General features: G+C 62.9%; 14 protein-coding genes. 6 read left to right on the forward strand and 8 right to left on the reverse strand.

From position 1 onward, the window contains the following. The first annotated feature begins 5 nt into the window (after positions 1-5). From N5A93_RS08985 to N5A93_RS09010, 6 genes are read left to right on the forward strand one after another with little or no spacing between them, the layout of a single operon-like run. On the forward strand, positions 6-1,154 hold the full coding sequence (locus tag N5A93_RS08985) for an ABC transporter ATP-binding protein (RefSeq protein WP_268954748.1): 1,149 nt from the start codon (positions 6-8) through the stop codon (positions 1,152-1,154). Then, positions 1,151-2,053 (forward strand): ABC transporter permease, encoded by a 903-nt coding sequence (locus N5A93_RS08990; RefSeq protein WP_268954749.1) that lies wholly within the window; start codon positions 1,151-1,153, stop codon positions 2,051-2,053. The genes N5A93_RS08985 and N5A93_RS08990 overlap by 4 nt, the downstream gene beginning before the upstream one ends. Before the next feature lies 1 nt (position 2,054). After that, on the forward strand, positions 2,055-2,864 hold the full coding sequence (locus N5A93_RS08995; protein ID WP_268954750.1) for an ABC transporter permease: 810 nt from the start codon (positions 2,055-2,057) through the stop codon (positions 2,862-2,864). A gap of 9 nt (positions 2,865-2,873) precedes the next feature. After that, on the forward strand, positions 2,874-4,181 hold the full coding sequence (locus N5A93_RS09000; RefSeq protein WP_268954751.1) for an NAD(P)/FAD-dependent oxidoreductase: 1,308 nt from the start codon (positions 2,874-2,876) through the stop codon (positions 4,179-4,181). Beyond that, on the forward strand, positions 4,178-5,449 hold the full coding sequence (locus N5A93_RS09005) for a M20/M25/M40 family metallo-hydrolase (protein WP_268954752.1): 1,272 nt from the start codon (positions 4,178-4,180) through the stop codon (positions 5,447-5,449). The genes N5A93_RS09000 and N5A93_RS09005 overlap by 4 nt, the downstream gene beginning before the upstream one ends. Then, complete coding sequence (locus N5A93_RS09010) at positions 5,446-6,747, forward strand: NAD(P)/FAD-dependent oxidoreductase (protein WP_268954753.1); 1,302 nt, start codon at positions 5,446-5,448, stop codon at positions 6,745-6,747. Before N5A93_RS09005 ends, N5A93_RS09010 begins: the two co-directional genes overlap by 4 nt. Here the strand turns inward: N5A93_RS09010 and N5A93_RS09015 are convergent. From N5A93_RS09015 to N5A93_RS09050, 8 genes are all read right to left on the reverse strand, one after another. Further along, positions 6,744-7,904, reverse strand: a complete 1,161-nt coding sequence (locus tag N5A93_RS09015; RefSeq protein ID WP_268954754.1) for a M24 family metallopeptidase — start codon at positions 7,902-7,904, stop codon at positions 6,744-6,746. The genes N5A93_RS09010 and N5A93_RS09015 overlap by 4 nt on opposite strands. Before the next feature lie 516 nt (positions 7,905-8,420). Continuing rightward, entirely contained in the window at positions 8,421-9,257 is an 837-nt protein-coding gene (locus N5A93_RS09020; protein ID WP_268954755.1) for a 2OG-Fe(II) oxygenase, read from the reverse strand. Positions 9,258-9,563: 306 nt separating this feature from the next. Beyond that, positions 9,564-10,310 carry an ABC transporter ATP-binding protein gene (locus N5A93_RS09025; RefSeq protein ID WP_268954756.1) on the reverse strand — a complete coding sequence of 249 codons (747 nt, stop codon included), beginning with the start codon at positions 10,308-10,310 and terminating at the stop codon, positions 9,564-9,566. Beyond that, positions 10,307-11,173, reverse strand: a complete 867-nt coding sequence (locus N5A93_RS09030) for an ABC transporter ATP-binding protein (protein WP_268954757.1) — start codon at positions 11,171-11,173, stop codon at positions 10,307-10,309. Before N5A93_RS09030 ends, N5A93_RS09025 begins: the two co-directional genes overlap by 4 nt. Continuing rightward, a complete protein-coding gene (locus N5A93_RS09035; RefSeq protein WP_268954758.1) occupies positions 11,170-12,084 on the reverse strand; it encodes an ABC transporter permease in 915 nt (304 codons plus the stop codon). Before N5A93_RS09035 ends, N5A93_RS09030 begins: the two co-directional genes overlap by 4 nt. Then, the gene (locus tag N5A93_RS09040) at positions 12,081-13,136 is read right to left on the reverse strand and encodes an ABC transporter permease (protein ID WP_268954759.1); all 1,056 of its coding nucleotides are present in this window, start codon (positions 13,134-13,136) and stop codon (positions 12,081-12,083) included. Before N5A93_RS09040 ends, N5A93_RS09035 begins: the two co-directional genes overlap by 4 nt. After that, a complete protein-coding gene (locus N5A93_RS09045; RefSeq protein ID WP_268954760.1) occupies positions 13,137-14,732 on the reverse strand; it encodes an ABC transporter substrate-binding protein in 1,596 nt (531 codons plus the stop codon). A 22-nt stretch (positions 14,733-14,754) separates the two neighbouring features. Then, positions 14,755-15,804, reverse strand: coding sequence for a dipeptidase (locus N5A93_RS09050; RefSeq protein ID WP_268954761.1), 1,050 nt, complete (start codon positions 15,802-15,804; stop codon positions 14,755-14,757). Positions 15,805-15,939: the final 135 nt, after the last annotated feature.

Below are 15,939 nucleotides of genomic sequence, written 5' to 3' on the forward strand. Positions count from 1 at the left end.
ACCTGATGCATGACGCAAGCTCCGACACCGGCCCGGCATTCGCCGGGCCGGGCGACGCTTCCGCTGCCTCCGCCCAGGACCATTCGCTGCCGATCTCGGTCAAGTCGCTGGTCAAGTCCTACGGGGCATTCCGGGCGCTGGACGATGTCAGCATCGACATCCGCAGTGGCGAATTCATGACCCTTCTGGGGCCGTCGGGCTCGGGCAAGACCACGCTTCTGATGGTGCTGGCCGGTTTCGTACGCCCTGATTCAGGATCGGTCACTTTTGGCGACAAGGAAATTCTGCTGTTGCCGCCCCACAAGCGCGACATCGGCATGGTGTTTCAGAACTACGCCCTCTTTCCGCATATGACGGTCGCCGAGAATCTGGCCTATCCGCTCAAATTGCGCCGCGTCGGCAAGGCCGAAATCCGTGAACGTGTGGAACGCGCCCTTGACCTCGTTCAGCTTGGCGGCCTTGGCCACCGTGATATCCAGGAGCTTTCGGGCGGACAGCGCCAGCGCGTCGCGCTGGCCCGCGCGATCATCTTCGAGCCGCGTATCCTGCTGATGGACGAGCCGCTATCCGCGCTCGACAAGAACCTGCGCGAACAGATGCAGTTCGAGGTCCGCCGCCTGCACGAGCAGCTTGGCATCACAACCGTCTATGTGACCCATGACCAGCGCGAGGCCCTGACCATGTCGGACCGGATCGCCGTCATCAATGACGGGCGGATCCAGCAGGTCGATGGCCCGCGCGCCCTTTACGAGAAACCCGAGACCTATTTCGTTGCGAACTTCATCGGCGAGACATTCTCTCTGCCGGTCGAGGTGGCGGGCGATTCCGTCACGCTGTTCGGTCAGCCGATCGAGACCGGCGCACCGCTTGCCCATGGCGATAAGAACCAGTCGCTGATCCTGCGGCCCGAAATCCTGCACATGTTCGAGGGTGACCCCGATCCCGGGATGAACCGGCTTTCGGGCAAGGTGCGCCAGCACGTCTTTCAGGGCGACAGTGTCGTGACCTATGTGACCGTCGAGGGCGAGCGCGAACTCGCTGTGCGCCGCCAGCACCGCAGCGATGAAACCGAGCTCGCGCCCGGCAGCGATATCCAGCTTGGCTGGCTGGTTCAGGATACCGTGATCCTGCCCGAGGGGGACGGTTCATCATGACGCGGACCACCCCAGCCAACGATTCCGCCGCCGAACCCACTAACCGCCGCGCGCTCAGATCTCAGGCACGCGGCGAGCAGAGCAGGCTTCTGGCGCTGTCTCTGCCCGCCTTCATTCTTGTGGGGACACTGGTGCTTCTGCCGATGGGCTGGTTGTTCTGGCTATCGGTTTACGGCTCTGACGGATTCACGCTCGAGAATTATACCCGCCTTCTGCACCCTGCCTACAAGGAAACCCTGATCACCACTTTCGAGCTGGCCTTCCTGGTGACCGGGCTGTGCATCCTGCTGGGCTATCCGTTGTCCTACGTGGCCTCGCAGCTCAGTCCGCGCTGGGCCAGCCTGGTCATGCTCTGCGTGCTGTTTCCATTCTGGACCTCGCTTCTGGTGCGTACCTATGCGTGGCTGGTGCTGCTGCAACGGCGCGGGGTCATCAATACCTGGCTGATGGATATGGGGCTGATCGACACGCCGCTGAAGCTGGTGCACAATTTCACCGGCACGACGATCGGCATGGTGCATATCATGCTGCCGTTCCTTGTCCTGCCGCTCTACGCCAGCATGAAGACGATCGATTTCGACCTGATGAAAGCGGCGTCCAACCTCGGTGCTTCGCCGACGCGGGCTTTCTGGGAAATCTACGTGCCCCTGACCCTGCCAGGCCTCGGCGCAGGGGTCATTCTGGTGTTCGTGCTGTCGCTCGGATTTTATGTCACGCCGGCCCTCTTGGGCGGCGGGCGCGTGATGATGTGGGCCATGCAGATCGAACGCTCCATGGCCGTTTATGGCGATTGGGGCGCGGCCAGCGCGCTGGGGGTCGTGCTTCTGGTGATGACGCTGGGTATCCTGTGGCTGCTGGGGCGGCTGACCGGTGCCTTCGCCGGCGCGGGAGGACGCTGAGATGCTCAGGAAAGCCGCAACCGCAACCCAGATCACCCACCTGCAACGCTTGTGGCTCTATGTCGTCTGCGCGCTGGTGATCGTGTTCCTTGTCGCGCCGACGCTTCTGGTGGTGCCGATGAGCTTCTCGGATTCGCGCTATCTTCAGTTCCCGCCGGAGTCTTGGTCCCTGCGCTGGTATGAGGCCTATCTTGGCTCGCTTGAATGGCGACGCGCGACTGTGGTCTCGCTGCAGGTGGCGGGGCTGACCATGGTGGTCGCCACGATTACCGGGACGCTGGCGGCCTACGGGCTGCATGTCAGCCGGGTCAAGGCGGGCAAATACGTCTCGGTGTTGTTGACCCTGCCGATGATCATCCCGGTGATCCTGCTGGCGGTCGGGATTTTCCTGACCTTCGCGCCGGTGGGGCTGAACTCGACGATCCTCGGACTGGTGCTGGCGCATTCGATCCTGGCCATTCCGCTGGTGTTGATCACCGTGACGGCGGGGATGCGCAACTTCGACATCAACCAGGAGATGGTCGCGCGCTCCATGGGCGCATCGCGCCCCTGGGCCTTCCTGACCGTGACACTGCCGCAGATCCGCAACTCGGTCCTGTCGGCGGCGCTTCTGGCCTTCATCATCTCGCTTGACGAGGTGGTCATCGCCCTGCTGATCGCAGGCGGAGACAAGGCGACTCTGACACGGCGGATGTTCCTGGCATTGCGCGACGAGATCGACCCGACCATCGCGGCCATCTCGACCCTGCTGATCGGGCTGTCGATCCTGCTTCTTGCTCTCTCGCAATTTCTGCAATCGAAACGGGATTGAGGCCCGGTCATGAGCGACGATCACATCTTTACCGCCGATTTCAAGGCGCAGCCCTACTGGTGGGATGCGGCGCGCCCCGGCATCGGCGCAGCCCAGACCATGCCGGGCCGGGTCGATGTCTGCATCATCGGTGGCGGCTATGCGGGGCTGTCCTGCGCGCTGGAACTGGCGCGCAATGGGACCGAATGCGCTGTGCTCGACACCAAGAGGATCGGGCAGGGTGCCAGCTCGCGCAACGGCGGGCTGGTGTCCGGCGGGCTCAAACATGCCGAAAAGGGGCTGGTCAAGGAAGTCGGCCGGGAACGCGCAACCCGGCTCATGCAAGAGGCGGCCGGCACGCTGCCCTTCATTGACGATCTGATCACGCGCGAGGGGATCGACTGCGATTTCGCGCGGGTCGGGCGGTTCTCCTGCGCCTGGACGCGGGGGCATTACGATGCGTTGGCGCGCAGCGCCGAACTGACCGAGGAACTGACCGGCGAACCTGTGCGCATGGTCCCGCCCGAACGCCAGCGCGAGGAGGTCGGCAGCGATTTCTATCGCGGCGGCCAGGTGGCCGAGGGTGCCGCGACGATCCATCCGGCGAAATATGTGCGCGGGCTGGCCGACGCGGCGCAGCGCGCAGGTGCGACCCTGCTGGGGCAGACCCACATGACGGGCATGACGCGCGGCCCGGATGGCTGGCGCATAGAAACCGATCGGGGCACGATCCGCGCCGACAAGGTCATGCTGGGCACCAACGGCTATACCGGACGCGAGGCGCCATGGTTCCGCCGCCGGGTCGTCCCGGTCGCGAGCTTCCTGATCGCCACCGAGGAAATCCCCCCCGAACTGGCGCGCGAACTGGTGCCCAATGCCCGTGGCCTTGCCGATACCCGCCGGGTTCTCAGCTATTTCCGCCTGTCGCCCGATCACAAGCGGGTTCTGTGGGGCGGGCGCGTCGGCACGGCGGCGATGGACCCGCGCGAAAGCGCGCGCCGCCTGCACAGGGTGATGACACGGGTCTGGCCGCAGCTCGAAGATGTGCGCATCAGCCATAGCTGGAACGGCCACGTCGCCTTCACCTTCGACTTCATCCCGCATCTGGGCGAACACGAGGGCGTGCATTTCGCGCTCGGCTGTCAGGGCAGCGGCGTCGCGATGCAGACCTGGATGGGCTATCAGACGGCGCGCATGATGCTGCGGGGCAATAGCGAAAGCGCCTTCGCCGAGGGGCGCTTTCCAACCTTCCCCGGCTATCGTGGCAACCCCTGGGTGCTGCCGCTCATCCTGATGTGGTTCCGCCTGCGCGATCAGATTGAAAGGAGCCGTTCATGACCTCGAAACACGAACAGGGCCGCGAGCGCATCCTCGACTGGCTCGACGAAGAGCGCGACGAAATCATCGCGTTGCTCAAGGCTTTCCTGCGTGCGCGCTCGCCCAATCCCCCCGGCGATACGCTTGATGCGGCGCAGGTGGTGCGTGATCGTCTCGATGCGGCGGGGCTTGACTATCGCGTCATTGACCCGCATCCCCGGATGCCCAATATCGTGTCGGCGCTGGAAGGTGGCGCGCCCGGGCGGCACCTGGTGCTGAACGGTCACATGGATGTCTTTCCCGTCCCAGAGGATCATCACGGCTGGAGCCATGATCCTTGGGCCGGCGAGGAGGCCGACGGCAAGATCTATGGCCGTGGTGCCTGCGACATGAAGCCGGGCACCACCGCTTCGATCATCACTTATTGCCTGCTCAGCCGGTTGCAGCCCGACCTTTGCGGCACGCTGACCCTGACCTGCGTCTCGGACGAGGAAACCTTTGGCCCCTGGGGCGCACGTTACCTGATGGAACATCACCCCGAGGTGCATGGCGACTGCCTTCTGAATGGCGAACCCGGCGGTCCGGAATCGATCCGCTTCGGTGAACGCGGCCCGCTCTGGGTTGAATTCACGGTCCGCGCCAAGGGCGCGCATGGCGCCTATGTGCATGCCACCGAAAGCGCCACAAAGGTGGCGATGGCCGTCGCGCGCGATCTTGAGGAACTGACTGAACTCGAAGGCGACCTGCCCCATAACGTCGCCAGCGCGGTGGACGCGGGCCGCCCGGTGATGGACCGGATGATGGGCGCGGGTGCGGGCGATCTGGTCTCGCGCGTGACGCTCAATATCGGCCTGATCAAGGGGGGCGAAAAGGCCAATATGATCCCCACGGAATGTCGCTTTACCGCCGATCTGCGCTTGCCCGTGGGCATGGACAAGTCCGATCTTCTGCCCCGGATCGACGAGATCGCCGCGCGCCATCCGGGCGTCGAATGGGAGGTGGCGGGCGGCGATGCGCCCTCCTGGTGCGACCCTTATCACGAGATGGTTTCCATCCTGCAACGCAATGTCGAGGCCTTCGGCCATCCCCGCCCGACACCGATCGTGAGCCTCGGCGGTACCGATGCGCGCCTATGGCGTCATCACGGCGTGCCGGCCTATGTCTACGGACCTTATCCGCATGGCATGGGCTCGCATGACGAGCATGTGGATATCGAAGAGTTTCTGCATGTCGTGCGCACCCATGTTCTTTCGGCCTGGGATTACCTGAGCGTCGGGTCCGGACAGTGATCCGCGCCGTGCCGCCGGATTCGCTCTGGCAGGCCACCGCGCAGCCTGAACCCGATGCGCCCGCCCTCGCGGCCGAAGAGCGCGCGGATGTCGTGGTCATTGGCGGCGGATTCTGCGGACTCTCCTGCGCGCTTCACCTGGCCGAGGGCGGCTGCGACACGATGCTGCTCGAGTCGCATGGCTTCGGCTGGGGCGCATCGGGGCGCAATGGCGGTCAGCTGATTCCCTGTTTCAAGGACAATCCCGAAGACCTGATCGCGCGCCATGGCCCTGACCTGGGCGGGGCAATGGCCGATTTGGGTGCGGGCGGCGGCGATCTTGTCGCCGACCTGATCGCGCGTCACGAAATCGATTGCGCGTTCCACCGTGATGGGTGGATTCATGCGGTGCATTCGCAATCCGCGCTGCCCGCGATCGAGGGACGTGCGCGCCAATGGCAGGCACGCGGGCGCGATGTGCGTATGCTGGGACGCGACGAGGTCGCGGCGCTGACCGGCTGCAATGATTATGTCGCCGGCTATCTCGATCCCAGCGGCGGCGGGCTCAACCCGATGTCACTGGCGCGCGGGATGGCGCGTGCGGCGCAGCGCGCCGGCGCACGCCTTCATGCCGCCAGCCCTGCCCGGCGGATCGCGCGCCAAGGCGATGGATGGCGGGTCACCACGCCCCTCGGTGCTGTGCGCTGCAATCAGATCGTGTTGGCGACAGGGGCCTATTCAGACGACTTGGTGCCAGCCTTGCGGCGCAGCATCCTGCCGATGCAGTCGCTCCAGATCGCTACCGAACCGCTGCCTGCCGATCTGCGCGCTACGATCCTGCCCAAGGATCACGTCGTCAGCGATACGCGCCGCCTGCTGCTCTATTTCCGCCTGAACGAGGAAGGCCGCCTGGTCTTTGGCGGGCGCGGCTCGACCGGGGGCGAGGCGATGAAACCCGCCCATCTCGCACGGCTCGAAGCCACCATGCGGCAGTATTTCCCGCAGATCGGCGACATTCCATTGCGATATCGCTGGGCCGGGCAGGTCGATCTGACGCCCGAACGCGCCCTGCGTGTTCATCACCCCGAGCCGGGTTTCTGGGCGGTAATCGGGTTCAGCGGGCGCGGCGTGGCCATCGCCCCTGCCGTGGGCAAGGCGCTCGCCGGGGCGGTGATGCGGGACAGCACCGACGGCCTGCCGCTGCCCGTGACGCCCATGCGCCCGCTACCCTTCCACGCGCTGCGCCGCCCGGCAATGGCCGGGGCGATCGGCTGGGCATGGCTGCGTGACCGGCTCGAACGCGCCGGGAGACGCCGCTAGCGGCTGATCAGCTCCAGCGGCAGGCGGCTCAGAACCTCGGGCGCCTCGCCGTTATCGCGAGTCAGGATCGTGTAGCCCGCCGACATGGCAAGGTTGCCCGGCCCGTCGATCAGGATCGCATGCAGGAAAAGGATCATCCCGGCGCGGATCGGCATGTCGTTGCCGGAATGGATGATCGGCGGCACGTCCATCCAGGAGGGCGAATAGGTCGCGCCCAGGGAATAGCCGCAGGCCGACATGCGCACCTCCCCATAACCCGCCGCGTCGAATGTGGCGCGATGCGCGTCGTCGATCTGCCCGATGGTGTTGCTGCTGCGCGCGGCGTCGGTCATGGCGGCGAGGGCGTCGCGCGTCGCATCGAACATGGCGCGATGCGCCGTACCTGCCTTGCCGATGGTCAACGTCCGCATCAGGCAAGCACAATAGTGGCGGTAGCTGCCCGCATGTTCGATGGTCAGTTGGTCCTCGGCGTCCAGGTGCCGGTATCCCGTGGCGCTGCGCACCAGCAACGCCCGGTCGCCCGAACCCAGAACCGGCCCCGATGGTGGCATGTCGCCGCCACCCTCGAGGATCGGCGCGATCCCGGCGGCGGCGATGCGGCCCTCGAACACGCCGGGGCCAGCGGCGTCGACCATCGCCTCAAGGGACTGGTCGGCCAGTTCGGCGGCCCGCCGGACATAAGCGATCTCGGTCTCGGACTTGATCAGGCGCAATTCGCGCACCAGATGCGATGCGTCAACCAGCGCGCACCAACCCTCAAACCGCTGGCGCAACAACTGGTGATTGTCGCCGGTCAGCCCGAAGCTGCGCAACTCGACGCCCACCCGCGCGCCCTTCAACCCTTTCTCGGTCATGATGTCCTGCAATTGAGAGGTCGGGTCCGCCCCCGGCGCATCGTACCACAGGCGGATATCCTCGATGATCGAAGTGCGCCGCGCCTGTTCCAGATCGGGACGGCGCGTCAACAGGATCACCGGCGCTTCGTCCGCCGTCACCAGCGCGCATTGAAAGAACACGAAACCCTTGGTGTCGAACCCTGTCAGGTAGAAATGGCTTTCCTGGGAAAAGACCAGCAGGGCATCAAGACCGTCGCGTTTCATGAGCTTGCGCGCCGCTGCCAGTCTCATGTCGAATTCTGATCGCTCGAAATGCAGCATGATGCTTGCCCCTTGCCCTCTGACCTGCGTGATGGATCCCCGTCCGCGATCAGCGGTGCAGGGATCGGAATGCAGCTTCAAGGCTGCGCCAAGCGAGACCCCAAGGCAAGATGCGCTAACGCGCTCCTGCGGTATTAATTCTCACCTTTGGCGGAGCGAAACTAACATATGGCATGATTGATCCGCGCTTCTGACCGGATGACGGGGCAATTGGCAAACCCACTCGGTATTGTCCGACAGTGGCGCTTCCATGAGCCGCACGCCGCGCGTACTTTGGCGATCATTGCAGTATCGCGCAAATCTGTATCGATGGCCGGAGATTCGAGACATGCGAAAACGCTTGGTCTGATGCGGTATCGTCATCATGACAGCGCTGCACACCAGGGCCGACAACTCACGCACAGAAGTGCCGCCCAAAATGCACAGAGCGGGCAAATCTCACGCTTATTTTCCCACGCCTGATCCCGTCGGATCATTTCACCTCGTTTGCAATGGCCAGAGATCCGCCATCGCGGCTCAACTTTTGAACCTGCGAACGAGATTACGGGACTTTCGATAGATCAGAGGCGGCACGAGATCTCGCACGACGCGAAGCACGGCCTCATTGCTTTTTGCGTCACTCTTGCCCGGGCGCGGCTTGAAGACAGTGGATTGCGCGGTTCGACCCTCTTCCCAGGTTGCGGTGTAGTAATAAAGCGCTATCGAAAGGCGAGGCTCGTCATCTGGATGGTTCACCGGTTCGGGATTGCCATGCATGGTATCTCGCCCGGTCGAAAAACAGCACATCCGGTTCATGACCGGCGTAAAGCCCGCGACCTTCTCGAACATGTCATCGGTCCAGACTTCGAATGACCCACCATACTCTTCTTTCCAGTCCGGATTCAGGTAAATCAGGACGTTCAGGCGGCGCTCCAGATTCATCGCTTTATGATGATCGAAATCCGCGTGGATATCGAGGAAGCCCCCGGTTTCTGTCCGGTGGATACCCCCACCCAGGTAATAGGGGTCCGGAATCAATCCTTTGATGCCCGACATCTCTTCGAGAAACTGGATAAAGGGGCGCGCACTCAGGGCATGAAACACCGCCTTCGTGTAGGGGGGCAGGTCATAGGGCTTGAAGGATGTCTTGAGCTTCTCGTTGCCGCTGGCGTTCTCGGCGTCCTTGGAGCCGGCCGAAAGTGCTTCTTCTCGCACACGCTCCACGACATCAAGCGGCAGGAAGTTATCGAAACAACCGTAGTCATAGGGTTTCTTACCTTGATACTGGGCCGCAAGGCGCGCACCAGTCTCCTTGGCAAGTGAATTGGAAATATGAAGGGTGGAAGGGTCGAGAGCGTAAATCGGATCGGTCATTATATTGTTTCCTTCTTCTTCAAAGAACGGGCAAACGAGCGATACCTGAAGGCATCGATACCAACGCCACCTTTGTGAAGGGGCATGATCTGGTCGTCCCGGAAATGTAGGACAGTCATTTATATCAATAAATTACGAATTACTTCCTTGTCGCTTTTCATCTTGCTTGTGCCCCTGTCGCTTTGATCACAGGCTCAGCCCAGTAGGCTTGATCGGGTGTTTTTCTGTCAAGCGATGAATCTGGGTCGCTCGTTACCCCTTTTGTGCCCAGGTCTCAGGTCAGCGGTTTGACACCTCACCCTGAACTCAGCGGATCGACTTGATCGAGCTTTTCAGCAAGTGTCGCGTGTAGGGCGATTTCGCCTCTAGACGACGCATTTCCGCGACGCTCAGGACCTCCTCGAACGCGCCTTGCTGCATCACCGCGATCCGTTCGCACAGATGGCCCACCACGCCCAGGTCATGCGAGACCATGATATATGTCAGCTTGTGTTCGCGCCGCAGGTCCACCAGAAGGTTCAGGATCTCCGCCTGGACCGAAACATCCAGCGCCGAGGTCGGCTCGTCCAGCAACAGGATAGATGGGTCGCAGGCCAGGGCGCGGGCGATGGCGACGCGTTGTCGCTGCCCACCCGACAACTGGTGTGGATAGCGAAAGCGGAACCCCGGCCCAAGGCCGACATCGTCCAGCAAGCGCCCGATCCGCGTATTGATGTCCTTCACGCCATGCAAACTCATCGCTTCGGATAGCACGCGATCCACGGTCTGACGCGGGTGCAGGGACGCATAGGGATCCTGGAACACCATCTGCACCTTGCTGTAGAACGCCTTGCTGCGACGCGGGCCAAGCGTTTCACCATCCACCATCATCGTCCCCGACCAGGTGGGAACCAGCCCGGCGATGGCGCGCAGGATCGTGGATTTGCCCGAGCCGCTTTCGCCGACAAGCCCGAAACTCTCGCCCCGAGCGACATCGAAACTCACATCGCGCACGGCATAGGCCCGGTCCGTGCCGAACCAGACATTCAGACCCGAGACCGTCAGCGCGCTCATTGCCGCGCACTCACGGACGGGGCTTTTCGCCACTCGGGATCGCGTTTCAGCACCTCGAGCCGGTCGCGCGGGTGTTCCAGATCGGGCACTGAATTGAGCAGGCCAAGCGTGTAGGGATGGCGCGCGTTGCCCAGCTCGCTTGCCTTGCACGTCTCGACGATCCGGCCGGCATACATGATGACGATCCGGTCGCAGAACTTGGCCACAAGATTGAGGTCATGGCTGATGAACATCAGGCCCATGCCGCGGTCGCGCACCAGTTTGTCGATGATGTCCAGCACCTGAAGCTGCACCGACACGTCCAGCGCCGAAGTGGGTTCGTCCGCGATCAGGATTTCGGGATTGGGCAGCAGCATCATGGCGATCATGATCCGTTGCCCCATGCCGCCGGACACTTCGTGCGGGTAAAGGTCATAGACCCGTTCCGGGTCGCGGATCGCCACTTCGTCCAGCATCGCCAGCGCACGGCGGCGCGCCTCGCCGCGCGACACATTTTCATGGGCGCGCAACGCCTCGACCAGTTGCTGGCCGACGCTCATCACCGGGTTCAGCGAAAACTTCGGATCCTGCATGATCATCGAGACGCGCCCGCCCCTGAGCTGGCGCATGCGTTTTTCCGGCGCGCTCAGGATATCCTCGCCATGCATTTCCAGCTTGTCGGCCTCGATCATGCCCGGCGGACGGATCAGCCGCAGGATGGCGCGGCCGGTCATGGATTTCCCCGAGCCGCTTTCACCTACGATGCCAAGGCGTTCCTTGCCCAGGGTAAAGGACACGCCGCGCACCGCGTCGAACACGCCTGATCGCGTACGAAAACGGACCCACAGGTTTTCCACATCCAGAAGGGGGGCATCATCGCTCATGAATTGTCCTCTTTCGGGTCAAGCACGTCGCGCATCCCGTCGCCCAGCAGGTTGAAGGCGAGACTGATGGCGAAGATGGCGATTCCGGGGACCGTCGCGACCCACCAGTAATCGAGGATGTATTTGCGCCCCCCCGATATCATCGCGCCCCATTCCGGGCTGGGCGGTTGCGCCCCCAGTCCCAGAAAGCCGAGTCCCGCCGCCGTCAGGATGATTCCTGCCATGTCCAGCGTGACCCGGATGACCAGCGAAGATATGCATAGCGGCCAGATATGGCGCGTGACGATGCGGAACGGCCCCGCCCCCTGCAGCTTGATCGCGTGGATGAAATCGGTATTGCGGATAGTCAGGGTCTCGGCCCGTGCGATACGGGCATAGGGGGGCCATGCCGTCAGTGAAATCGCCAGTACCGCGTTTTCGATGCCCGCGCCGAGTGCGGCGACAAAGGCCAGCGCAAGGATCAGCCGCGGAAAGGCCAGGAAGATGTCGGTCACCCGCATCAGGACCACGTCGATCCAGCCACCTGCATAGCCCGAGACGGTCCCCATGATCAGCCCGACGACCGGCGCGACCATGACGACAAGCGCGACGATGTAGATCGAGATCCGCGCCCCGTAAAGCAGCCTTGAATAGATGTCTCGTCCAAGACTGTCGGTGCCGAAAAGATGGCCGTTCACGCCCGGCGCCAGCAATCGCTGCCCCAGGTCCTGTGCAAAGGGATCATGCGTTGCAAGGAACGGTGCGAAGATGGCCGCGAGGATCAGAAAGGCCAGCACGAAAAGCCCCAGCATCGCCAGCGTGTTCGACCTGAGCGTCAGCCAGCCCTTGTACCAGGCGGCGAAGCGCGCCTGCCGCCGCGAGGTCGGCTCTTCGGCCAGAAGCCAGTCGCGTAGCCCTTGGGATGCACTCATTTGGACCTCGGATCGAAAAAGCGGTACAGCAGGTCGGAGAAGATATTGATCGCCACGAAGATCGTGCCGATGACGATCGTTCCGCCCAGCACCGAGTTCATGTCATTGGCCAGCAGCGATGTGGTGATATACTGCCCAAGGCCGGGCCAGGCGAAGATGATCTCGGTCAGCACGGAGCCCTCCAGCAGGTTCGCATAGGCCAGCGCGATCACCGTGACCAGTTGGATGCGGATGTTGCGAAAGGCATGTCCCCAGACCACCTGCCACTCGCTCAGGCCCTTGACCCTGGCGGTGATGACATATTCCGATCCAAGCTGTTCGAGCATGAAGGACCGCGTCATCCGGCTGATATAGGCGAGGCTGAAATAGCCCAGCAGGGACGCCGGCAGGATGATGTGCGAAAACGCGCTGCGAAAAACCGCCCACTCGCCGCGCAGCGCGCTGTCCAGAAGCAGCATCCCGGTGATCGGTTCGACAATGCCCTGGTAGAAAATGCCGAGCCGTCCCGGGCCGGACACCCAGCCCAGTATCCCGTAAAAGATCAGCAGTCCCACAAGGCCCAGCCAGAAGATCGGCATCGAATACCCGATCAGCCCGACGAAGCGCGCCAGCTGGTCGATCCAGCTTCCGCGGCGCACGGCCGCTATGACACCCAGCGGAACACCCAGAACGACGCCGAACAGCGTGCCCAGCGTCGCCAGTTCCAGCGTTGCGGGAAACACGCGCGCGATGTCGGTCGTGACCTCCTGGCCGGTGCGGATGGATTTGCCCAGATCACCCTGAAGAACATCGGTGACATAGATCCAGAACTGCACCAGCAGCGGCTTGTCCAGCCCGAGATCGCGGAAGGTCTGGTTGTATTGCTCCTGCGTCGCCCGTTCACCGATGACCGCCAGAACCGGGTCAATCGGCATCACCCGGCCGATCATGAATGTCACGAAAAGAAGGCCGAGGATCGTCGCCGCCACGGTTGCCAGCGTGGCCAGGGTCTTCTTCAGCCAAGGCGGGAGGGACGGCCCGGGCCGTCCCTCCCCATGTGTCGTATCCGCCATTTACTTGGTGATGACCCAGTAGGAAACCGCGGTGGTCGCACCACCGGCCACGAAGTTCTCGACACTTTCATTCATGCCGTTCTGTTCGATCTGCTGGAACATCACGCCGAACGGGCTGACCTGTTGATGCTCGCGCTGCAATTCGCGATACATCTCGCGGCGGGCGTCGGTGTCGTTCTCGACCACCGCGGCAAGGGTCTTTTCGGTCATTTCGGGGATGCCCCAGGCATTGCGCCATGCCAGCAGGCCGGTTGCGCCCGCCTCGTCCGAATTGTCGGGATTGACCGCGAATGTCCCGGCGTTGGTATTGGGGTCGGGATAGTCCGGCCCCCATGCACCAAGATAGATGTCATGCTCGCGCGCGCGATAGCGATCCAGCGTCTGCGCCCCGGTCCCGACAATCAGCTCGATATCGCAGCCCAACTCACCCCAGGTGTTCTGAAGCGACTGGCCGATATCCAGACGTTCCTGCGCGTCGCGCACCGAGATCTTGATCGGCCCGCAGTCGGGATGCGCCGACTCGGCCAAGGCCGCCTTGGCGGCGTCCATGTCGAACGAATAGGGCGTTTCCTCCAGCGCCCCAAGGAACGTGCGCGGCAGGAATGCCTGATGCACGGTATACTGCCCCTTGAGGAATGAATCCGACATGCCCTCGTAATCGGTCGCCAGCTTCAGTGCCTCCAGAACCTTCGGGTCCGACAGCATCTCTTTCTTCTGGTTGGCGGCCCAGTACATCAGGCGGCCGCGCAGCTCGTCGACGATCTTGACGCCTTCGGCATCCTCAAGGCCCGCAACGTCTTCGGGCGACAGGTTGCGCGCCACGTCGATATCGCCGCGCTCAAGCTGAAGGCGCTGTGTGGCGCTTTCCTGGATGTGCTGAACGATCACCCGCTCCATCGCCGGTGTCTCGCCGCCATAATTCGGGTTGAGGTCCAGCAGCACGCTTTCGCTCGGGCGCCATTCCACCACCTTGTAGGGGCCGGACCCGGCGGTGTTCGTGCGCAGCCAGTCATTCCCCATGTCGCCATCGGTTTCATTCGCCATCACGGTTTCCATGTCGACGATCCCGCCGATGGTCGCTGTCAGGCAGTTCAGCACGAAGGACAGCGCATAGGGCTTGTCCAGCGTCAGCACGAGCGTCCTGTCATCCGTCGCGACGATGGTCTCTTCGACGTTCTCGGGCGTGAAGCCGAACTGGGTGAGGATGAAGGACGGTGTCTTGTTCAGCGTCACCGCACGGCGCAGAGAAAATTCCGCATCTTGGGCCGTCACCGGATTGCCGGAGGCAAAGACATGCCCCTCGGCCATCGTGAAGGTGATGGTCTTGCCGTCCTCGGAAATTTCCCAGCTTTCGGCCAGTTGCGGCTGATATCCTGCGTCAAGGTCGAGCGGGTCGAAATTGACCAGCTTCTGATAGACATTGCGGCTGACATCGGCGCCGGCGAATTCAAAGCTCTCCGCCGGATCGAAAGTCTTGATGTCATCGATTCTATTGGCGATGACCAGCATGTTGGGTGGCGTTTCCGCGACAACCGGCACGGCAAGGCCGACGGCCAGGAATGACGCGACCGCAGCTGCGACAAATGATTTCTTCATGGTGTAACTGCCTGTTTCATTTTTATTCTTTCCACGTATTGCGCAGGACCCGTATCCAGTTTCCATGCGTGACCTTGGTCATCAGACCATCATCCACACCATGAGAACGCAGCGCACTCAGCAGATGAGGCAGGCCCGCGCAGTCACCGATGGGTTCGGGAACCAGCGCGCCGTCGAAATCGGATCCAAAGCCAACCCGGTTCTCACCCAGATTCTCGACCAGATGGTCAAAGTGTCTGAGCACGATGTCAAGCTCAAACTCCGAATCCATCCGTCCGTCGGGCCGCAAAAAGGCGCTGGCGAAATTGATGCCCACCATTCCATCACTGTCGCGGATCATGCCCAGTTGGCGGTCCGTCAGGTTGCGCGAATGCGGGCAGACGGCCCAGGCGTTGGAATGCGTGGCCACAAGCGGCGCATCGGAAATGCGCGCCACGTCCTCGACCCCCTTCGCGTTGAGATGCGACAGGTCGACGAGGATGCCCAGTCGGTTGCACTCCCGGATCAGGGCCTTGCCGGCCTCGGTCAGCCCTGGCCCGGTATCCGGATCCGACGGATAACGGAAGGGCACCCCATGCCCCCAAACGGTGTCGCGGCTCCAGACCGGGCCGAGCGAGCGCAGCCCGCGATCATACCAGGCGTTCAGGCGTTCGAACTCCCGGTCGATGGCCTCCGCGCCTTCGATGTGAATGACGGCGGCCATTTCGTCGGCAGGCAGCGTTGCCGCCACCTCGTCAGCGGTCCGGCAGATCCGCACCGCCCCCGCGCTTTCAAGGTCGTCCATCACGTCAAAGCCGCGTTCGGTCCAGGCAAGCGCCTCGTCCTCCGTCACCGGGTCGGGCAGGGGGATGTCATAGGACGCGTTGCGCATTTCGTCATGGCGGATATCCTTGTTGCCGGGGCTGGGCACGAAGATCGCGAACATCCCCCCGCCAAAGCCGCCGCGCCTGGCGCGCGGCTTGTCGATATGGCCATCCGCCAGCCCCCCGGCCACGCCCTCGGCGGTCACATCGCCGCGAAGCAGGCGCAGGGTCAGGTCGTTATGACCGTCAAAAACTGGAAATCCGCTCATTCTTTCACCTGTATTGTCTTGATATAAAGCCGCCGCGATCCCGGGGCGCAGGCAGATGCTCCGGGCGCAATTCGCCCGACTGCATGTCGCCGCTCAAACCTCGACCAATGCGCGCCGGACTGCAATCGGATTATT

This window comes from Roseovarius salincola (assembly GCF_026891095.1).
Classification (GTDB): Bacteria; Pseudomonadota; Alphaproteobacteria; order Rhodobacterales; family Rhodobacteraceae; genus Roseovarius; species Roseovarius salincola.

Excerpts from the sequence above, each read along its gene's own strand:
- N5A93_RS09035 (WP_268954758.1), bottom strand. The coding sequence starts at position 12,084 with ATGAGTGCATCCCAAGGGCTACGCGACTGGCTTCTGGCCGAAGAGCCG.
- N5A93_RS08990 (WP_268954749.1), top strand. The coding sequence starts at position 1,151 with ATGACGCGGACCACCCCAGCCAACGATTCCGCCGCCGAACCCACTAAC.
- N5A93_RS08995 (WP_268954750.1), top strand. The coding sequence starts at position 2,055 with ATGCTCAGGAAAGCCGCAACCGCAACCCAGATCACCCACCTGCAACGC.
- N5A93_RS09015 (WP_268954754.1), bottom strand. The coding sequence starts at position 7,904 with ATGCTGCATTTCGAGCGATCAGAATTCGACATGAGACTGGCAGCGGCG.
- N5A93_RS09005 (WP_268954752.1), top strand. The coding sequence starts at position 4,178 with ATGACCTCGAAACACGAACAGGGCCGCGAGCGCATCCTCGACTGGCTC.
- N5A93_RS08985 (WP_268954748.1), top strand. The coding sequence starts at position 6 with ATGCATGACGCAAGCTCCGACACCGGCCCGGCATTCGCCGGGCCGGGC.
- N5A93_RS09025 (WP_268954756.1), bottom strand. The coding sequence starts at position 10,310 with ATGAGCGCGCTGACGGTCTCGGGTCTGAATGTCTGGTTCGGCACGGAC.
- N5A93_RS09040 (WP_268954759.1), bottom strand. The coding sequence starts at position 13,136 with ATGGCGGATACGACACATGGGGAGGGACGGCCCGGGCCGTCCCTCCCG.
- N5A93_RS09000 (WP_268954751.1), top strand. The coding sequence starts at position 2,874 with ATGAGCGACGATCACATCTTTACCGCCGATTTCAAGGCGCAGCCCTAC.
- N5A93_RS09030 (WP_268954757.1), bottom strand. The coding sequence starts at position 11,173 with ATGAGCGATGATGCCCCCCTTCTGGATGTGGAAAACCTGTGGGTCCGT.
- N5A93_RS09050 (WP_268954761.1), bottom strand. The coding sequence starts at position 15,804 with ATGAGCGGATTTCCAGTTTTTGACGGTCATAACGACCTGACCCTGCGC.
- N5A93_RS09045 (WP_268954760.1), bottom strand. The coding sequence starts at position 14,732 with ATGAAGAAATCATTTGTCGCAGCTGCGGTCGCGTCATTCCTGGCCGTC.
- N5A93_RS09020 (WP_268954755.1), bottom strand. The coding sequence starts at position 9,257 with ATGACCGATCCGATTTACGCTCTCGACCCTTCCACCCTTCATATTTCC.